Source organism: Tangfeifania diversioriginum, assembly GCF_900141875.1.
GTDB classification, from domain to species: domain Bacteria; phylum Bacteroidota; class Bacteroidia; order Bacteroidales; family Prolixibacteraceae; genus Tangfeifania; species Tangfeifania diversioriginum.
Window position 1 is genome coordinate 87,963 of record NZ_FQZE01000015.1, and the last position, 17,433, is coordinate 105,395.

Here is a 17,433-nt window from a genome sequence, read left to right on the forward strand (position 1 = left end):
TCATTTCTCATCGCTTCACAATTTTAAAAGTTTGCAGCGGACGGCTGTTTTCTCCGGTTAATTTCAGAAGATAAGAGCCGCTTGCCCTGCTTTCAATATTGAGTTTTGTGGTTTTGTTTGTGATTTTGCCTTCCATCAGTTTCTCGCCCGACAAACTGAACAATGCATATTCCGCGTTTTCCAAAAGTTGATCGGAATTAATCGTAACAAACTCCCGGGTAGGATTGGGATACACTTCAATATTCAAATCATCGGCAAAGATTTCGGTGGAAGTTACCGTGAGTTTTGGCTGATGAAATCCCTGGGTGAGCGAGTAACTGCCGGAAGAACCGGTTGCAATTACCGGTTCACCAATTGTCCAGCTCACTTCATATTCTGCAGCGGATTTTGTTTCACCCGCAGCCGAAATTACTTCCTGTGCCGAAACATAAACCACTGAACTTAAAAGCATTGTTAGGATAAATATAAATTTCTTCATAATCTTTCTATTAAGGTTTATATACTACAAATGAAAAGTAGGCATCTTTAGAATTGCCGTTTTCGTCGTAAGTAAATACAAGCAGGTTTCCCGACACGGAACCACTTTCAATAAAGCCAACCTGTCCAATCAGGCTTAAGCTCACCGTATAGTCGGTATAAAAATAGCTTTCGCCATCGATTGAAACCCTGTATTCTCCGGTTCCCGATTTAGTTACCGATACGTTTCCGGAACTGGTTTCGAGACTACCGGAAATTACAGTTCCATAAGCAACGGGGACCATGTTGGCCGAGCCGGTAGCTTCGGTTTGAAGTTCGCCTGAAATAGCAACATCACCGCTTGATTTCACTTCAAGTCCGTTTAATGAAGTTAACTCTGTTGAGATGCTGAAATTGTTGTTTCCCAATAATCCGGCATAAAACCGGGCATCACCCTCCGACTGAAAATTAAGGTTCGCATTATTGGTGGTACTGGCTTTATCCAGAATTAAATATGCATCACCATCCAATAAGCCCGAAGTTGTTGACCTCAATCTGATGCTTGAAGTTGAATTTACCAAATCCAAATCATGTTCCGGGTTAGAAGTGCCGATTCCAACGTTGTTTTCAAAATAAATTTCGGAACCGTTTTCCAGCCACAGGCTACTCCCCGATGAAGGAGTTTGCCAGGATGCCCTTCCGTTTGCATCGGATGTCAGTACCTTTCCGTCGCCTTCCGTGCCATCTTCAATAGTAATGCCTCCCCGGAATTCTGCGGCTGGGCCTCCGCTGTTATTTTCAGCAAAAATGGTGGGATAACTGCTGTTATTTTTAGCGGCAATGGCCTGCACATCTTCAGCCACTACCTGAAATTTTCTTAAATCGGCACCGGGAATTTCGCCAATTCCAACTTTCCCTCCATTGAAATAAATATCGTCGCCATCTTCCGACCAAAGGTTGGGTTCACCTGCAGGCAATGCAACTGTATTCCCGTCGGAGATAGCCAGATCATTCCCGCTAAGCGAGAGTGTTTGAATCTCATTGGAAGGATCAGCGTCAGCATCGTTTACCTCATCATTTTCAACGGTTTGCGCATGAAAAGCATAGGGAACTGCCAACAACTGAGTTGTGCTGAGTTCTGTAAACGAACTGCCGCCGTCAGGGTCAAACTCCACTTTAATAAAATGCGGTGCTTCGCCCCATCCATCGGGACTAAAACTTCCGGAAACATGCGTTCCGTTTCCAATCTGGAGGCTCGCCAAACCATAATCACTGGTTGTGGTTGAGTGCTGTTCAGTGTAAACAACGGCACCCGCTTCGGAATCCTGCAAAATGCTTATCTGAAAAGTAACATTCTGGTTGGCAACAATATCGCCTGATGCATTGCGGACAACTGCCTGGTAACTAAAGGCACCTGGCGTTTGTGCCAAAAGATTTACTGAAAAAAACATGAATAGCAAAATGGATAATTGTTTCATAACGTATGAATTTGTAATTTAAAATAATAATAAAGAGTATTTTGTGTTATTCAGGAAGAAATTTTTTTGTTCAGAGATTTCCGATGTCAAATTTTTTTATTGAATACCTGTTGATTAAAATGGTTCTTTAAAAAGTAACAAGAATTATATTTTTGAAAATTCATCTGATTCATAGTATTATTTTTCAGCATATCTGGTCAAAGTTTATTTTATTCTCTACAATACCTCAAAACACATCACACAAAAATGTTCACTAAAAAATTAATAATCTTGAAAGAATTCAATTTTATACTTAGTTTTGAAACGAACTAAGAACAGCAAACTGGCGAATGAATAGCCTTAATAATCCATTACTGTTTTGATGCCCCTCGAAGGATATATTGTGGTGGCAGTCATCTTCCTGGTGATTGTAGCGCTGGCCAAAGAACTTATGCGCCCGGGGCTGGTATTTTTTTCAGCTTCGGTTATTTTAATGGCAACCGGCATAATAAACAACGAGGAAATGATTGCCGGATTCTCCAACAAAGGGATGATTACTGTTGGAGTGCTCTTCCTTGTAAGCGAGGGCATCAGGCAATCGGGAATGCTCAACCGGCTGGCACAAACCTACCTGCCGCGCAAAAGGGGAAAAATGGTTTTTCTGCTGCCCCGCATTATGCTGCCGGTTTCGGTGTTGTCGGCTTTTCTGAACAATACACCTGTTGTAATTATTTTTGCCCCAATCATTAAAAAATGGTCAGAGAAACTGAACCTCTCCTATAAAAAGTTTCTGATTCCGCTCTCGTATGCCACCATACTTGGTGGAATGTGTACCCTTATTGGAACATCGACCAACCTGGTTGTACACGGATTAATTCTGGAAAACGGGTACGAAGGTTTTGGCATGTTCGAGCTGGGGAAAGTGGGACTTTTTATCGCAGTTATTGGCACAATTTACATGGCAATTGCCGGGAACAAATTACTTCCCGGGAAAAAAATTCTTTTTAACTCCAAAAGTTCCATCGATTTAAAAGATTACTATTACGATATCACTATTCCTGAAAACAGCAGCCTCGTTGGCCTGGAAATAAAAAATGGCCGAATGAAGGAACTAAAAAAAATGGTGGTAATTTGCATAAACCGCAACGGCAATACTATTGAAACGAAAAAAGGATCCTTTAAAATCAGGCCCAACGATAAAATGCTGGTGGCCGGAAAATCAGACCGGCTCAATTTTATTCTGGCCAGCGACAACCTTAAACTCACAGGAATTGACCTGATAAAAAATGTTCCGAGAAACAAACTCAAACAATACGAAGCGGTAATTTCTCCGCGCTTTCCGGGCGTAGGAAAAACCATTTCTGAATTCAATTTCTATGAGCACTACCAGGCAGTGGTGCTGGCTATACACCGCAACGGCGAACGTATTACATCAAATCTCGATAAGCTGAAACTCAAATCGGGCGACAACCTGGTTTTACTGACAACCGAAAAATTTATTCAGAACTGGGGCGAGTCGAAAATATTTTACCTCACCTCCTACATTCGCGATTACCGCACAACCGGAAGTTTTTGGAAAAAATGGATGGCGTTCATTATCCTTATTTTGATGATAATCGGCGCAACAGTAGGCCGTCATTTTCATTCACCGGCTGGCCTCACTTTCGATATGTTTTTCTTTTCGGTGCTGGCAGCTGTACTTTTAATCTGGCTGAAAATTATGCCTCACCAAAAGTACACCAAAGCCATCAGTTGGGATGTATTGATTACCATTGCCTGCGCTTTTGCCATTAGTAAATCGATGCAAAATTCAGGAGCTGCCGAAGCACTGGCCCGAAGTACTGTAAATTTTGCCCGGGGGTTTGGCCCCATGGGGGTATTGGCAGCTGTTTATATTTTAACAGCAATTTTTACCGAAATAGTTACAAACAATGCAGCGGCAGCACTGGTTTTTCCAATTGCCCTGGCAGCTGCACAGCAACTCAATGTGGATCCCAAACCATTTTTTGTGGCCATAGCAATAGCAGCATCTGCAAGCTTCTCCACGCCAATTGGCTACCAAACCAACCTCATTGTCCAGGCAATTGGCAATTATAAATTTACCGATTACCTGAAAATTGGTCTTCCGCTTAACCTTCTCGCTTTTATTTTATCGTTGCTGTTAATTCCTTATTTCTGGAACTTTTAAAAGTATTGTTTAAATTTATTAAATATTACTTTATTTTTGCGCCATCACAGCATAATCCTGTTTATTTCTGTTCAATAAAAAATTGTGTACCATGAAACGCCTGGGAGAAAGAATAAAACGAAAGAGAGAAAATTTGCATTTGCGTCTTAATGAACTGGCAAAGAAAGTGGGTATCAGTGCCAGTGCAATGTCGCAAATTGAAAAAGCAAAAGCCTTTCCCTCCATTGTTACGTTGAAATCAATTGCCGACAACCTATACACCACTGTGGGCGAGCTGATTGGTGAAAATGAAACATTGACCAATAACCCATTGGTGAAATTCTCCGAAAAAAGCTTTGTGGAAAAAAATAAGTCAGGGGCATCGCTTTTCCTGCTATCCAAACATGAAAACGGGAAACAGATGGAAACATTTTTGGTAGAATTCGAAGAAGGAGCTGACTCCAAAGACATTATGAAAAATCATCCGGGTCAGGAGTTCTGTTTTGTGCTCAATGGAGAAATTGAATTTACTGTGGATGATAAAACCTACCTGCTCGAAAAAAACGACAGTTTTTATTTCAATTCTGCAAGGTATCATTCAGCCCGCAATGTATCGCAAACAAAGGCACAAATTATATGGATAGTTACTCCTCCTGAAATTTAAAAAAAACAACTCCTTGCTTGTCAATATAGTTCAATGTTAATCCAATATTATTCACTTCTTAAATAATTAAGTATATATTAATTATTTCACACATACTTCATTTTCGTGAAGTATTACTTCATTTTTTAATTTTGAAAAGATATTTTCGCTGCTATAAAACTGCCTGGTAATTAAAAACTATTAAGCACGTAAAAATTAAAAAGCAAGAAAATGGTCATGAATAATTTATTAAAAACACTTGAAGAAAAAAACATACAACTTCCTGAAAATGTTTATGATGTATTAACAAACTGCAAAAGTCTTTCAGTTTTCAGTACCACTGAAGAACTTGCGGATGCTTCCACAAACGGAAAAGAAAACGACGAATTCAGTGTAAAGTATGACGTGCCCGGAAAAGGTGAATACACCGAAGCGATTGTACACCGTGTAAAAAACGGCATTTCGGCCAATTACACCGAAGCCTATATGCGGCGCAGAGACCCGGGAACGATGTCTATTGCAGATGACCACCCCTCTGATAAAAAGAGATTCAATGAAAAATATGGCTTTGAGTTTCCGTCAATTCAGCAGGAAACGTACGAATGGCTAAAAAATCAGGATTTAGCCTGTTTCTTTTATTTTGCCGGAAGGAAAAACATTGGTTCCACAGGAATTGCAATTGCACCGGCCAATGCAGCCTTTTTTGCCATGGGGCTCTCCATGCTACAGCAAATAGTTGCACCAGCCGACCTTGCAGAAAATACCGATATGAAATCGGTAATTTTTGTGGCCCCGGTTTTCAGGCACACACATTTTAACGGCAAACAGGTGGTTGTGCATAACCGCACCGAACATGTTCATGAACTCTATTCCTATAATCTTTATCCGGGGCCGAGTGCTAAAAAAGGGTTGTACGGAGTATTGCTCACCGAGGGTGAAAAAGAAGGCTGGGTAACAGCACACTGTTCGGCGGTGCAGTCGGTAAGTCCGTACGACAACGTAAAAACATTTATGCATGAAGGAGCCAGCGGCGGCGGAAAAAGTGAAATGCACCAGCACATTCTCAGGGAGGATGACGGACGGGTGTTGATTGGCAAAAACCAGGTTACCGGCGAAGAACGTTTTATAACGATTCCCAGGTTTTGTTCCTTTAATTCTGTTGCTGATGATATGGCATTTTGTCACCCTACTATTCAGAAAAACAACGGAAAACTCTATATTCTCGATGCCGAAAATGCATGGTTTGTGCGTGTTGACAGTGTGAACGAATACGGCGACGACCCTCACCTTGAAAAGGCAACCATCAATCCGCAGGAACAATTGCTGTTTCTGAATATTGATACAGTGCCACGTTCTACAGCTCTGATTTGGGATCATATCCAGGATGAACCGGGCAAACCATGTCCCAATCCTCGTGTAATTCTGCCGCGCAACAACATTACAAATATTGTTAACGACCCGGTTTCGGTAGATATCAGGAGTTTCGGACTGAGAACGCCGATTTGCAGCAAAGACGATCCATCTTACGGAATTGTGGGATTATTCCATATTTTACCACCGTCACTGGCCTGGTTGTGGAGACTTGTTTCACCCCGTGGCCATAATAACCCCAGCATTGTTGGCACAGGTGCCATGGAAAGTGAAGGCGTTGGTTCCTACTGGCCATTTGCTACCGGCAAAAGGGTAACCCACGCCAACTTGCTGCTCGATCAGATTATTAAAACGCCACGCACAACTTTTACGTTGGTGCCCAATCAAAACATCGGGGTATGGAAAGTAGGGTTCAAACCACAGCTTCTTATGCGTGAATACCTGACCCGCCGGGGTGTAGCAAAGCTCAGGAACGATCAGTACCAGCCTGCCCGGTGTAGTTTACTGGGATATGAACTGAACTACCTTACCCTGGAAAGTTCAAAAATACCAACCCGCTTTCTGAAAGTGTACAACCAGGTTGAAGTAGGAACAGAGGGCTACGATGCCGGTGCCGAAATTTTGCAGGATTTCTTCAAAAAAGAACTGCAAAAATTCTGGAAAGAAGATTTATACAAAACAGGTAAAAGAATTATCGATGCCTGTTTGTCGAATGCGACTATAGAAGAATACAATGAAATTGTTCCGATGAGTTATCAGTATTCATTCAATCAGATTGAAGATTATGAGCAAAGCAATTTCTATCAGGAATACGACAAATAATAATAGTAAAGACCGGGAGTAATTACAATGTGAGGGCTCACTACCTATATTCCATTTATTAATTCCAAATTTTTCATAAATAACAGAGGCCTGCAATCTCCCGGTCTTTTAAAATCTCATTTCAGTCCACAAATCCCGCTATACATAGTAGATGAATAATCGGGTAAATGGGTTATATAAAAAATTTGGACTTTTAACCTTTGATGCGAAGAAAGAAAAAAATAGTGATTTTTTGGTGAAAAATTTATCGGCAACCGGAAATCTTAAGAAAGCAGCAACAAATATTTACGATGCACTGCACAATTTGGAGGAGTATGGTATCGAAATAATTTTTGAAGAACTATTTGTGGAATCGGCATTTGGCATTACAATGATGGATCGGCTGAGTAAAGCAGCAGCAATTAACGAACAAGTTGCTTATAATTCAGAATATATACCAGTGGGGATTAATTATCAAAATCTCTTCCAAAATAGCCGGGTTTAATACTTTTACGAATTGTATTATATTTGCCTTTTTTCATCCGTGTTTTGCCGAATGAAGAGATACAGTTGAAAAACGAACTTCACAATTTCGTTTACATCTAAATAGAATATTATATTCAAATTTATGAAGGAATACAATTTAACGAACCTGCGCGAACTCGAAGCCGAGTCTATCCATATTATCCGCGAAGTAGCAGCCGAATTCGAAAACCCGGTAATGCTTTACTCCATTGGAAAAGACTCTTCGGTGATGGTGCGCCTGGCCGAGAAAGCTTTTTACCCGGGGAAAGTACCATTTCCGCTGATGCACATTGACTCCAAATGGAAATTTCGCGAAATGGTGGAATTCCGCGACAGATACGCCAAAGAAAAAGGCTGGGACCTGATTGTGCACTCGAATATGGAAGCTTTTAAAAAAGGAATCGGGCCGTTTACCCACGGCAGCAAAGTGCACACCGATGTAATGAAAACACAGGCTTTACTCGAGGGATTATCGAAATACAAATTTGATGCTGCCTTTGGTGGCGCCCGCCGCGACGAGGAAAAATCGCGTGCCAAAGAACGCATCTTTTCCTTCCGCGACCGTTTCCACCAGTGGGACCCCAAAAACCAGCGGCCGGAACTCTGGAACATCTACAATGCCCGCGTGCATAAAGGCGAATCGATTAGGGTTTTTCCGCTGAGTAACTGGACCGAACTCGACATTTGGCAGTATATCCGCCTGGAAGAAATCCCCATTGTTCCGCTCTATTTTGCCAAAGAAAGACCCATTGTTGACATGGACGGCAACCTGATTATGGTGGACGACGAACGGATGCCCAAAGAACTGGCAGAAAAAGCCCAAATGCGAAAAGTACGCTTTCGCACCCTGGGCTGCTATCCGCTCACTGGTGCAGTGGAATCAGAAGCCGATACCATTGAAAAAATTGTGGAAGAGATGATGACTGTCACCGTCTCCGAACGCACCACGCGCGTTATCGATTTCGACCAGGATGCCAGTATGGAACAAAAGAAAAGAGAGGGGTATTTTTAGGAGATTCTCTGCTTCGCGTTGTCAGAAGAGGTTATCCGCTTCGCGTTATCTCGGTTATCATGGTTTTCATTGTTTTTTGACAACCTGACACAACGATAACCACGACAACAATGACAACTTGATAACTCGACAACAACGACAACAAAATCTTCATACAATGAAAGGATACAAAGAGTTAGACATATACAACCTGGCATTTAAACTTGCTGTAAAAATCTATCGGTTAAGCCTGGATTTGCCTCATCCTGATAAATTTGAAACAGGAAGTCAAATCCGAAGATCCAGTCAATCAGTAAAAGACAATATTGCTGAAGGATATGGGAGAAGAAGATACAAAGCTGATTTTATCAAATTTTTGGTAGCCAGCCATTCCTCTTGTTTAGAGGCTACTTCTCAGGCAGAGTTTCTGGCCGAAGTGAAAAATAGCGAACAATGGCAAATAGTGGCAGAAGAACTTAATTCAATTGGTATTAAAATATATAACTTTATTGAATACGTTGACAAGAACTGGAAAACGGGAAGAGGTTAACAGCTTTGCGTTATTTAGGAGAGGTTATCCGCTTCGCGTTATCTCGGTTATCAAGGTTTTCATTGTTTTTTGACAACCTGACAACAACGATAACCACGACAACAATGACAACTTGATAACTCGACAACAACGACAACTTGACAACAACGATAACATGACAACTTGATAACATGACAACAAATAATTTAAACATCCGCGAATTTCTCGATCAGGATCAAAAGAAGGACCTCCTCCGTCTTTTAACCGCCGGCTCCGTCGATGACGGCAAATCAACCCTCATCGGCCGCCTGATGTTCGACAGTAAAATGTTGTACGAAGACCAGCTTTCGGCATTGGAAAACGACAGTAAAAGGATGGGGCATGCAGGCGAAGACATCGACTACGCCCTGTTACTCGATGGCCTGAAAGCCGAACGGGAGCAGGGAATAACCATCGACGTGGCCTACCGCTATTTCTCCACGGCAAAACGAAAATTTATTATTGCCGACACCCCGGGGCACGAACAATATACCCGAAACATGATTACCGGAGGTTCCACGGCCAACCTGGCCATTATCCTCATCGATGCCACAAAAGGGGTAATTACACAAACCAAACGCCACACGTTTCTGGCTTCGCTGTTGGGTATTCAGCATGTGGTACTGGCCGTGAACAAAATGGATTTGGTGGATTTCAACCAGAAAGTGTTCGATGATATTTGCGCCGACTACAAAAAATTTGTAACCCAGTTGGATATTCCCGATGTCAACTTCATTCCGCTTTCGGCACTGAAAGGCGACAACGTGGTGGATATCTCTGAAAAAATGCCCTGGTACCACGGCAAAAGCATGCTCGATTTTTTGGAAAGTGTTCATGTGAGCAGCGATCGCAACTACGACGATTTCCGTTTCCCGGTGCAGTATGTGCTACGTCCCGACCGCGATTTCCGGGGATTCTCCGGCAGAATAGCATCGGGGATTGTCCGCCCCGGCGACAAAGTGATGGCACTGCCTTCACGAAAAATATCGAAAGTGAAGACCATTCCAACTTATAACGGGAATCTTGATAAAGCATTTCCTCCGCAGGCAATTACCCTCGAGCTGGAAGATGAAATCGATATTTCGCGCGGCGAAATGCTGGTAACGCCCGATAACCTGCCGCGCATGGAACGCCATTTTGAAGCCATGCTGGTTTGGATGGACGAAGAAGCGATGGACACCTCCACCCAGTTTTTCCTGAAACAAAATACCAACACCACCCGCGCCCGCATCGACATGCTGCGCTACAAAGTGGATGTGAACACCCTCGATAAATCGGAAGTGGAATACCTGGAACTCAACGAAATTGGCAGGGCCGTTTTCACCACGGCAAAAACCCTGTTTTTCGATCCGTACAAAAAGAACAAAAACACAGGGGCATTTATCCTGATTCACCCGGTTACCAACAACACGGTGGCTGTAGGAATGATAATCGACAAGATGAGCTCCGACGAACTGCCATCGCGGATTACCGATACCGAAAAAGAAAAAATTGACAGCGGAATCGGGCTCATCTCAGGCAGTGAATACCAGAAACGCTACAACCAGAAAGGCGAAACCATCTGGATTACCGGCCTGCACGGCTCGGGTAAAAACCTGCTGGCGTTCAGCCTCGAAAAACGGTTGTTCCAATTGGGAGCCACAATTGTTTTGCTCGATGGAAGTACCATCCGTTCGGGACTTTCGCGTGAACTCGACTTCTCGCCAACCGACCGCGCCGAGCACCTGCGCCGCGTGGCACACATTGCCAAATTATTGAACGACCAGGGCATTATCGCCATCTGCTCGTTTATTTCGCCCTCCGACAACATTCGCCGGCAATGCGCAAAGGTAATCGGTGAAGAACGTTTTCACCTTGTCCACATGGATGCCAGCATGGATTATTGCAAAAATAACAAGCCAAAACTTTATCAGTTAGCAGAAGAAGGAGAACTGCGCCACATGCCGGGAGTGGATGAAAAATTTGAGGAGCCGGAAAATGTTGTGCTGACTTTAAATCCTGATAATATCGATGAAGAGATAAATACAATAATTGACTATTTAGCACAAGCGAAAATTTACCCCGTGAAATGATGGCAAATTTATTCAACGAATATTACTTTGTTTATGTGCTTTTAAGTTTAAAGGATGGTAAAAAATATACAGGTTATACTAAAAATTTGCCATCAAGATTTGAGGCGCATCAAAATGGCAAAGTTGAATCTACAAAAAACAGAAGACCATTCAAATTAATTTATTTTGAAGGGTGTTTAAACCAGCAGGATGCTACAAAACGTGAGAAATATTTAAAAACCTTTTACGGCAAAAGATTTTTGGGAAATCGCCTCAAATCTTATTTCACTGGGTGAACGGAACGAATTATTGAATATCTGGCGGAGAAAAAGATTTTTCCGTTGCAATAATATGAGGTAGAGACACAAAATTGGTAGCGCCACAAAATTTTGTGGCGCTACCACCAAAAAACATTAAAATGAAAATTTTAATTACCGGTTCTGCCGGATTCATCGGCTTTCACCTTGTTCAGAGCCTTCTTAAAACGGGTGCTGAAGTTGTGGGAATCGACAACATAAACGATTATTACGCTCCGGAACTGAAATTTTCGCGGCTGAACGAAGCCGGAATTTCGCGCAAAGCAGAGAACTGGCACCAACCGGTTAAAAGCGAAAAAAATCCAAATTATACTTTTATCAGAATGAATTTGGAAGACCGCACCGAAATGGAGCGGCTCTTCGAAACCGAAAAATTCGATGTGGTGTGCAACCTCGCTGCGCAGGCGGGGGTACGGTACAGCCTTGAAAATCCGCATGCCTACATCAACAGTAATATTGTAGGTTTTTTGAATATCCTGGAAGGTTGCCGCCACAATAATGTAAAACATTTGGTTTATGCCAGTTCATCGAGTGTGTACGGGAACAATAAAAAAATGCCGCTATCAACCGATGATCCGGTGGATAATCCTGTCAGCCTGTATGCCGCCACCAAAAAAAGCAACGAACTGATGGCCCACACGTACAGCCATTTATACGGCATACCTTCTACCGGGCTGCGTTTCTTCACCGTTTACGGTCCGTGGGGCAGGCCAGATATGGCTTACTTCCTTTTCACCAAAGCAATTCTCGAAAATAAGCCGATAAAGATTTTCAATCATGGCGATTTGTACCGCGATTTTACCTACATCGACGACATCGTAAAAGGCGTAGCAAAAATTCTAAATAAGCCCCCACAAACTTCCTCCAGGGGGAAGGAAAAAGAAATTCCGTATAAAATTTATAATATCGGAAATTCAAATCCCGTAAAACTGATGGATTTTATCGAGACCATTGAAAAAGCCTGGGGAAAAGAGGCGCTGAAAGAATACCACGACATGCAGCCCGGCGATGTATATAAAACTTTTGCCGATGTGAGCGCGCTGGAAAATGATTTTTATTACGCACCCAAAACTACGATTGAAGAAGGAATTTCCGAATTTGTAAAATGGTATTCGGCTTATTACAAGAAGTAAGAGTTTGTCTCGAAATAACTTAATCATTCAGGGTTTTTTCCCTGAGTAGTCATAGCCTCACTCAAAGTGAGGCTATGACTACTCCCCCGCGAAAACGTCATTATAAATCCCTGCTACACAACATTCATTTCCGGGATTACCTTTTGCCTGTTTTTCTGAACATATATACAGAAACACAATACCAATAATTAAAAAAACAGGAGGCACGCAACCAAATTTTATCTTTTAGCATCTTATCAAACAAACATTAATCTTTAAAACCAATAGTATGATGAAACACGGCCCATACCCCGTATTTCCTGGGAAACCACAAAATGGGTTCATTTCAGGAAGGATGCCAACCAAAGGCACTGAAACCGACCCGATTTGCTCTCCTGCCTGGTAGCTCCGGCTACCTGGAATATCAAAAAGTACTTTGTACAAATTATTCACTACTAAACATTTGAAATAATGAAATCAAAAAAATTTAAACTACCAACCAGCTTACTGATCCTGCTGTGGCTTTTCACGGCATTGCTGGGAGCAGGTTGTGAAAAAGAAGATACTATAGTTTGTGGAATAGAAGATCCGTTAACCGAGCTTAATTGGCTACAGGATTTGAAAACATCCATAGAAGAAGATGTCGATATTGATTCTGCAGAAATTATTTTATACAGATTGAATGATACTGATTATATCTACATTCAAAAATCTGTTGACTCTGCTTATGATTTTCCAAATACAATCTATGACTGCGAAGGAAATGAAAAGTACAAATGTGGAGGAAATCAACCTGTTGATAATTGTACAACTTTTTTTTCAGAAGCACAAAAAATTAAAATATTATGGGAAAAGCAATAATAAACCAGAAATTAGAAATAAAGTGCCTTTTCTTTATTTTCTTAATTGTCCTGTCATTTACATCTCAAGGACAAATGATGCAAAAATGTCCGGCTTATCCTGATACAATAAGAATGTTACAACAGGAAAACTATTTTCTTGAATGCTTTATTAAAGGAGATGAATATTTTTCAATAATCACAACTGTCGATGGTTTTCCTTTAATCGAAAATAAAAATGGAAAATTTGAATATGCCACGATTGATCGTACAGGAAAAATTAATTCAACAGGAGTTCTTGCAAAAAATAAGGCAAATCGCACGGAAGAGGAAATGAACCTTTTAAAAACAATAGATAAAAAGGCTATAGAAAGAATAAAGCCAGCACCTTCAAAAATGTCTATTAGTGGTGGTTTGAGTTATTCTATTGAAAGCTTTCCGACTAGCGGAACAAGAAATCTCTTGGTGCTATTAATTGATTTTACAGATTTATCATTCCAAATTGCCAATAATAACTTTAACAGTCTTATGAATCAGTCAAATTATAATGGAACGGGGAGCTTTAGGGATTATTGGTTAGAAAGTTCATATAGCAATTTGACTGTTAATAGCACTGTAAGAGGTTGGTATCATGCTGCAAATAATATGGCTTACTATGGTGCAAACTCAGGCGGGAGTGATGTCAATCCAAGGTTATTAGTTCAAGAGGCTGTTGATGCGGCTGAAAATGCAGGATTAGATTTTTCCATTTATGATAATGATAATGACGGAAACGTCGATGGAATAATAGTTATTCATGCGGGATATGGGGAAGAAGCAGGCGGCGGGCCTAATACAATATGGTCCCATCATTGGACGCTTGGCAGTTTTAAAAGAACATATGATGGTGTAACAATTGATGATTATGCTCTTGTTCCAGAGCTAAGAAATAACTTTGGAAGTAATATTTCAAATATCGGAGTAATTTGTCACGAATTCGGTCATTCTTTAGACTTACCTGATTTATATGACACTGATTTATCAAATGGAGATTCTGAAGGTATTGGAGAATGGGGTCTAATGGGAAGTGGCAATTGGAATAATAATGGTGCTTCTCCTTCAAATTTATGTGCGTGGAGTAAACTGTTTTTAGGTTGGTCGAATCCTACTGTACTATATTCCCCAATTAGTATTTCGTTACCTAATTCTGCACAGAATAATACCTTTTACCGAATCAATACACCACATGCGAATGAATATTTTCTATTGGAAAACAGACAATTTGTTGGTTTTGATATTGGATTACCAGGTACCGGATTAGCCATTTGGCATATTAATACTTCTAAAACTACAACATCCCATATTGTTGCAAATGATGTTAATGCAAATGAAAACTTAAAAGGTGTTGATCTGGAAGAGGCGGATGGTAATCTTGACTTAGATAATAATACTAACAGAGGTGATGATGGTGATTTATACCCTGGTAGTTCATGTAATTTATCCTTTGAAGATAATACGACACCAAATTCTCAAACATATTCTCCAATTGATAATACCAATAAACCTGTAACAAATATTATAGAATCAGGAAATACTGTTCGGTTCGATTATATGGGTTACAACCCAATTTCCGACCCCTCCGTTGTCTGCTCTTCCGGTGCCACCTTCACCATCTACAGCCTGCCCTCCGTGGATTCCATTATTTGGGAAACCGGGTTCTTCCTCACTATCCACTCAGGACAAAATACCGGTTCCGCTGTAATAAAGGCTACGGGCAACGGCAGGAGTTGGGTACAAGCCAGGCTGGTTAATGATTGTGGTAGCATTACCCTCCCCCGTCAAAGGATTTGGGCGGGAACTCCTGCCCCAACCATCCTATTGTGTACCGTAAATAATAACTATCCCGGAAGTGTAGGGCCTTCCGTAGATTTTGGTTTTGCGGGAGAAGATTATTGGTTATATGCATATGGGACAGACTTATCGGAAAATGATGCCGATTATCTATGGAAGTTTTACCCGTCCGATCCTTTACAGTTGCCTGTACAGAGAACAGGAAGACAGGTCGAATTCTCGAAGGATACACCAGGTAATTACTCCGTATCGTTACAGTACAACGGAGTATGCGGCTGGACCAATGAAATTTTTAAGAATATCAGGATAGAATATGATCTGAGATCAAAAAATTACTTGAGTATTTCGCCAAACCCCACCACCGGCGAAACCACCCTTACCATCGAATCTGGGGCAGAAACGGAAGCATTAAATTCTGCTTCGATTGGTGAAGATACATTTGACTATAATGCAGAATGGGATATGGAAATCTACAGCCCTATGCAGGCACTAAAAGCACAAAAAGCCAAATTAAAAGGCAAAAGCACAACCATTCAAACCTCCGGTTGGACTGAAGGTGTTTATACGGTGCGTGTAAAATACAAGGATGAAATTTTAACTGGAAAATTAATTGTGAAAAAATGAAAATTTGTTAGCGAAGTGAATTAAACATTCAGGGTTTCTTCCCTGACAAGTCATAGTCTCACTCAAAGTGAGGCTATGACTGAGAAATATGCGTAACATGAAAAGTGTATCTTTAAAAAAGGCAGGCCTGTAAGCCGGGTTCTGTACTCTGATTTCATCATAAATGAACGTCATGAGCCTTTATCATTTATCTTGTCCCGTCATTGCTGCCGGGATCCTTGCAGCCTACCCCTCCTGACTCCCGGTGTGCAGCCGGAAACGAAACGGGCCGTTTCGTTGAGCAGCAACAGCTTTTCAATCAGGATATATTTGGCTTTGCAACCCGCGAGGTGTACGGCTGACCGTGTCGCCACGGCCACCGGTGGGCTCTTACCCCACCTTTTCACCCTTGTCCGCCGAAGCCCCGGCGAAGGCGGACTTGTCCGCTTTCAAACCAAAACTCCAGCAAGACGGTTATTTTCTGTTACACTGCTATCCCCTTTCAGAGATCTCCCGGTTAAGGAGCGCGGTGCCCTGCGTTGCCCGGACTTTCCTTCCCGAGTACTCGGGACGATAAAGCAGCCTGCCGGTGCAAAAATAATAAATAGTTTCGAGATTCAAGTTCCATGTTACAGGTTCAACATGCAACATAAAATCTATTTCCTTCGCAGCATCACCATTGTGGCACCGTAACCGTATTCTTTAAACGAGGCATCCTGAAAAGTGTATTTCGGATATTTGGATTTGAGCAGTTTGGCCACTTCCTGCTTCAAAACACCCTGCCCCACCCCGTGGATAAAAACAATGCGTATGGCCCGCGACTGGATGGCCGATTGCATTTCATTTTTTACTTTCTCCAGTTGAATATCCAAAATTTCTTTATTGCTTAACCCTGCGGGATTATCGAGCAGTTCGTGAATATGAAGGTCAACTTCTATGATTTCCTCATCGCGGCGTCGTTCTGGCTTTTTTTTCACCGTTTTTTGTTCTTTTGACTTCACCACTTTCCTGAAATCATCGTCGGTAAGCTTATTTATTTCAGTATTTAAGAGGTTTTCAGTGATCTGAAAAATCATTGCATTCCGCTCGAAAAACAAATTGGAATGGAAACTTTTTTCCTTGTAGAATTTCACAGGATTCACTTTGAATTTTTTTGATACCGGCTGACGTTTTTCTGTATCCTCATCTCTAAAAAAGATAACATTGAAAAAGTATTCAGGTAAATCACTGATATCATTTTCGGCAATACTTTCCAGCAGCTTTTTTGAATTGGGTTGAACTGTTCCGTATTCCACGGTTTCATAAACATCTTCGCTGAAGTGGGCATAATGAAAAAGCAACGTAAAATTACTGTCGTTTACCAAAAAGAGTTCAATCTCGCCGGCCAGCGGATTTTTATCGTCGGTTGGCACAAAGCAAAAGTAGAAGTCGGGAGAATCCTTGCCTTCAATAATTTCGCCTGTTTCTTCTTCGTATTCTTCATCCTCCGTCTCTTCCTCGATTTGGGGTGCGGTACCCCTGTCGGATTTATTTAAATCCGGGTCGCTCATATTTATCAGCTGCGAAATGGGATACGGAATTTCAAAACCATCCTCGTTCTCCACGTTTACCATGTTCTTCCCAATAAAACCGGTTACAATTCCTCCTCCCACATCGTTCAGAAATTTAACCTTATCTCCTGTTTTTATCATATTCTCAAATT

At 41.5% G+C, this 17,433-nt stretch carries 14 protein-coding genes and 1 other RNA gene; 11 read left to right on the forward strand and 4 right to left on the reverse strand.

The features are described from left to right. Positions 1–7: 7 nt before the first annotated feature. Both BUC07_RS10975 and BUC07_RS10980 read right to left on the reverse strand, forming a co-directional pair. Positions 8–478 carry a T9SS type A sorting domain-containing protein gene (locus BUC07_RS10975; RefSeq protein WP_073169308.1) on the reverse strand — a complete coding sequence of 157 codons (471 nt, stop codon included), beginning with the start codon at positions 476–478 and terminating at the stop codon, positions 8–10. A 10-nt stretch (positions 479–488) separates the two neighbouring features. Continuing rightward, entirely contained in the window at positions 489–1,934 is a 1,446-nt protein-coding gene (locus BUC07_RS10980) for a hypothetical protein (protein ID WP_073169310.1), read from the reverse strand. 361 nt (positions 1,935–2,295) lie between these two features. On the opposite strand from BUC07_RS10980, the gene BUC07_RS10985 reads away from it, so the two are divergent. From BUC07_RS10985 to BUC07_RS11035, 11 genes are all read left to right on the forward strand, one after another. After that, the gene (locus BUC07_RS10985) at positions 2,296–4,101 is read left to right on the forward strand and encodes an SLC13 family permease (protein ID WP_073169312.1); all 1,806 of its coding nucleotides are present in this window, start codon (positions 2,296–2,298) and stop codon (positions 4,099–4,101) included. A 91-nt stretch (positions 4,102–4,192) separates the two neighbouring features. Beyond that, positions 4,193–4,744 (forward strand): helix-turn-helix domain-containing protein, encoded by a 552-nt coding sequence (locus tag BUC07_RS10990; RefSeq protein WP_073169314.1) that lies wholly within the window; start codon positions 4,193–4,195, stop codon positions 4,742–4,744. A gap of 216 nt (positions 4,745–4,960) precedes the next feature. Beyond that, positions 4,961–6,916 (forward strand): DUF4914 family protein, encoded by a 1,956-nt coding sequence (locus BUC07_RS10995; RefSeq protein WP_073169315.1) that lies wholly within the window; start codon positions 4,961–4,963, stop codon positions 6,914–6,916. A 151-nt stretch (positions 6,917–7,067) separates the two neighbouring features. Next, positions 7,068–7,400, forward strand: a complete 333-nt coding sequence (locus tag BUC07_RS11000; RefSeq protein WP_073169317.1) for a Sua5 family C-terminal domain-containing protein — start codon at positions 7,068–7,070, stop codon at positions 7,398–7,400. A 123-nt stretch (positions 7,401–7,523) separates the two neighbouring features. Then, positions 7,524–8,432: a sulfate adenylyltransferase subunit CysD gene (gene cysD, locus BUC07_RS11005; protein WP_073169319.1), complete on the forward strand. Its 909-nt coding sequence runs from the start codon at positions 7,524–7,526 to the stop codon at positions 8,430–8,432. A 157-nt stretch (positions 8,433–8,589) separates the two neighbouring features. Next, the gene (locus BUC07_RS11010; protein WP_073169321.1) at positions 8,590–8,961 is read left to right on the forward strand and encodes a four helix bundle protein; all 372 of its coding nucleotides are present in this window, start codon (positions 8,590–8,592) and stop codon (positions 8,959–8,961) included. 170 nt (positions 8,962–9,131) lie between these two features. Beyond that, positions 9,132–11,051 carry a sulfate adenylyltransferase subunit CysN gene (gene cysN, locus BUC07_RS11015; RefSeq protein WP_073169323.1) on the forward strand — a complete coding sequence of 640 codons (1,920 nt, stop codon included), beginning with the start codon at positions 9,132–9,134 and terminating at the stop codon, positions 11,049–11,051. Further along, the gene (locus BUC07_RS11020) at positions 11,048–11,326 is read left to right on the forward strand and encodes a GIY-YIG nuclease family protein (protein WP_217652682.1); all 279 of its coding nucleotides are present in this window, start codon (positions 11,048–11,050) and stop codon (positions 11,324–11,326) included. Before cysN ends, BUC07_RS11020 begins: the two co-directional genes overlap by 4 nt. 122 nt (positions 11,327–11,448) lie before the next feature. Continuing rightward, positions 11,449–12,480 carry an NAD-dependent epimerase gene (locus tag BUC07_RS11025; protein WP_073169325.1) on the forward strand — a complete coding sequence of 344 codons (1,032 nt, stop codon included), beginning with the start codon at positions 11,449–11,451 and terminating at the stop codon, positions 12,478–12,480. A gap of 450 nt (positions 12,481–12,930) precedes the next feature. Next, complete coding sequence (locus tag BUC07_RS11030; protein ID WP_073169327.1) at positions 12,931–13,320, forward strand: DUF6970 domain-containing protein; 390 nt, start codon at positions 12,931–12,933, stop codon at positions 13,318–13,320. Then, positions 13,305–15,752, forward strand: coding sequence for a M6 family metalloprotease domain-containing protein (locus tag BUC07_RS11035; RefSeq protein ID WP_073169328.1), 2,448 nt, complete (start codon positions 13,305–13,307; stop codon positions 15,750–15,752). The genes BUC07_RS11030 and BUC07_RS11035 overlap by 16 nt, the downstream gene beginning before the upstream one ends. A 114-nt stretch (positions 15,753–15,866) precedes the next feature. Here the strand turns inward: BUC07_RS11035 and rnpB are convergent. Together rnpB and BUC07_RS20660 are read right to left on the reverse strand one after the other, a co-directional pair. Next, positions 15,867–16,321, reverse strand: an RNA gene (rnpB, locus tag BUC07_RS11040) — RNase P RNA component class A. Between the two features lie 66 nt (positions 16,322–16,387). Further along, positions 16,388–17,422: a Smr/MutS family protein gene (locus BUC07_RS20660; protein ID WP_073169330.1), complete on the reverse strand. Its 1,035-nt coding sequence runs from the start codon at positions 17,420–17,422 to the stop codon at positions 16,388–16,390. Positions 17,423–17,433: the final 11 nt, after the last annotated feature.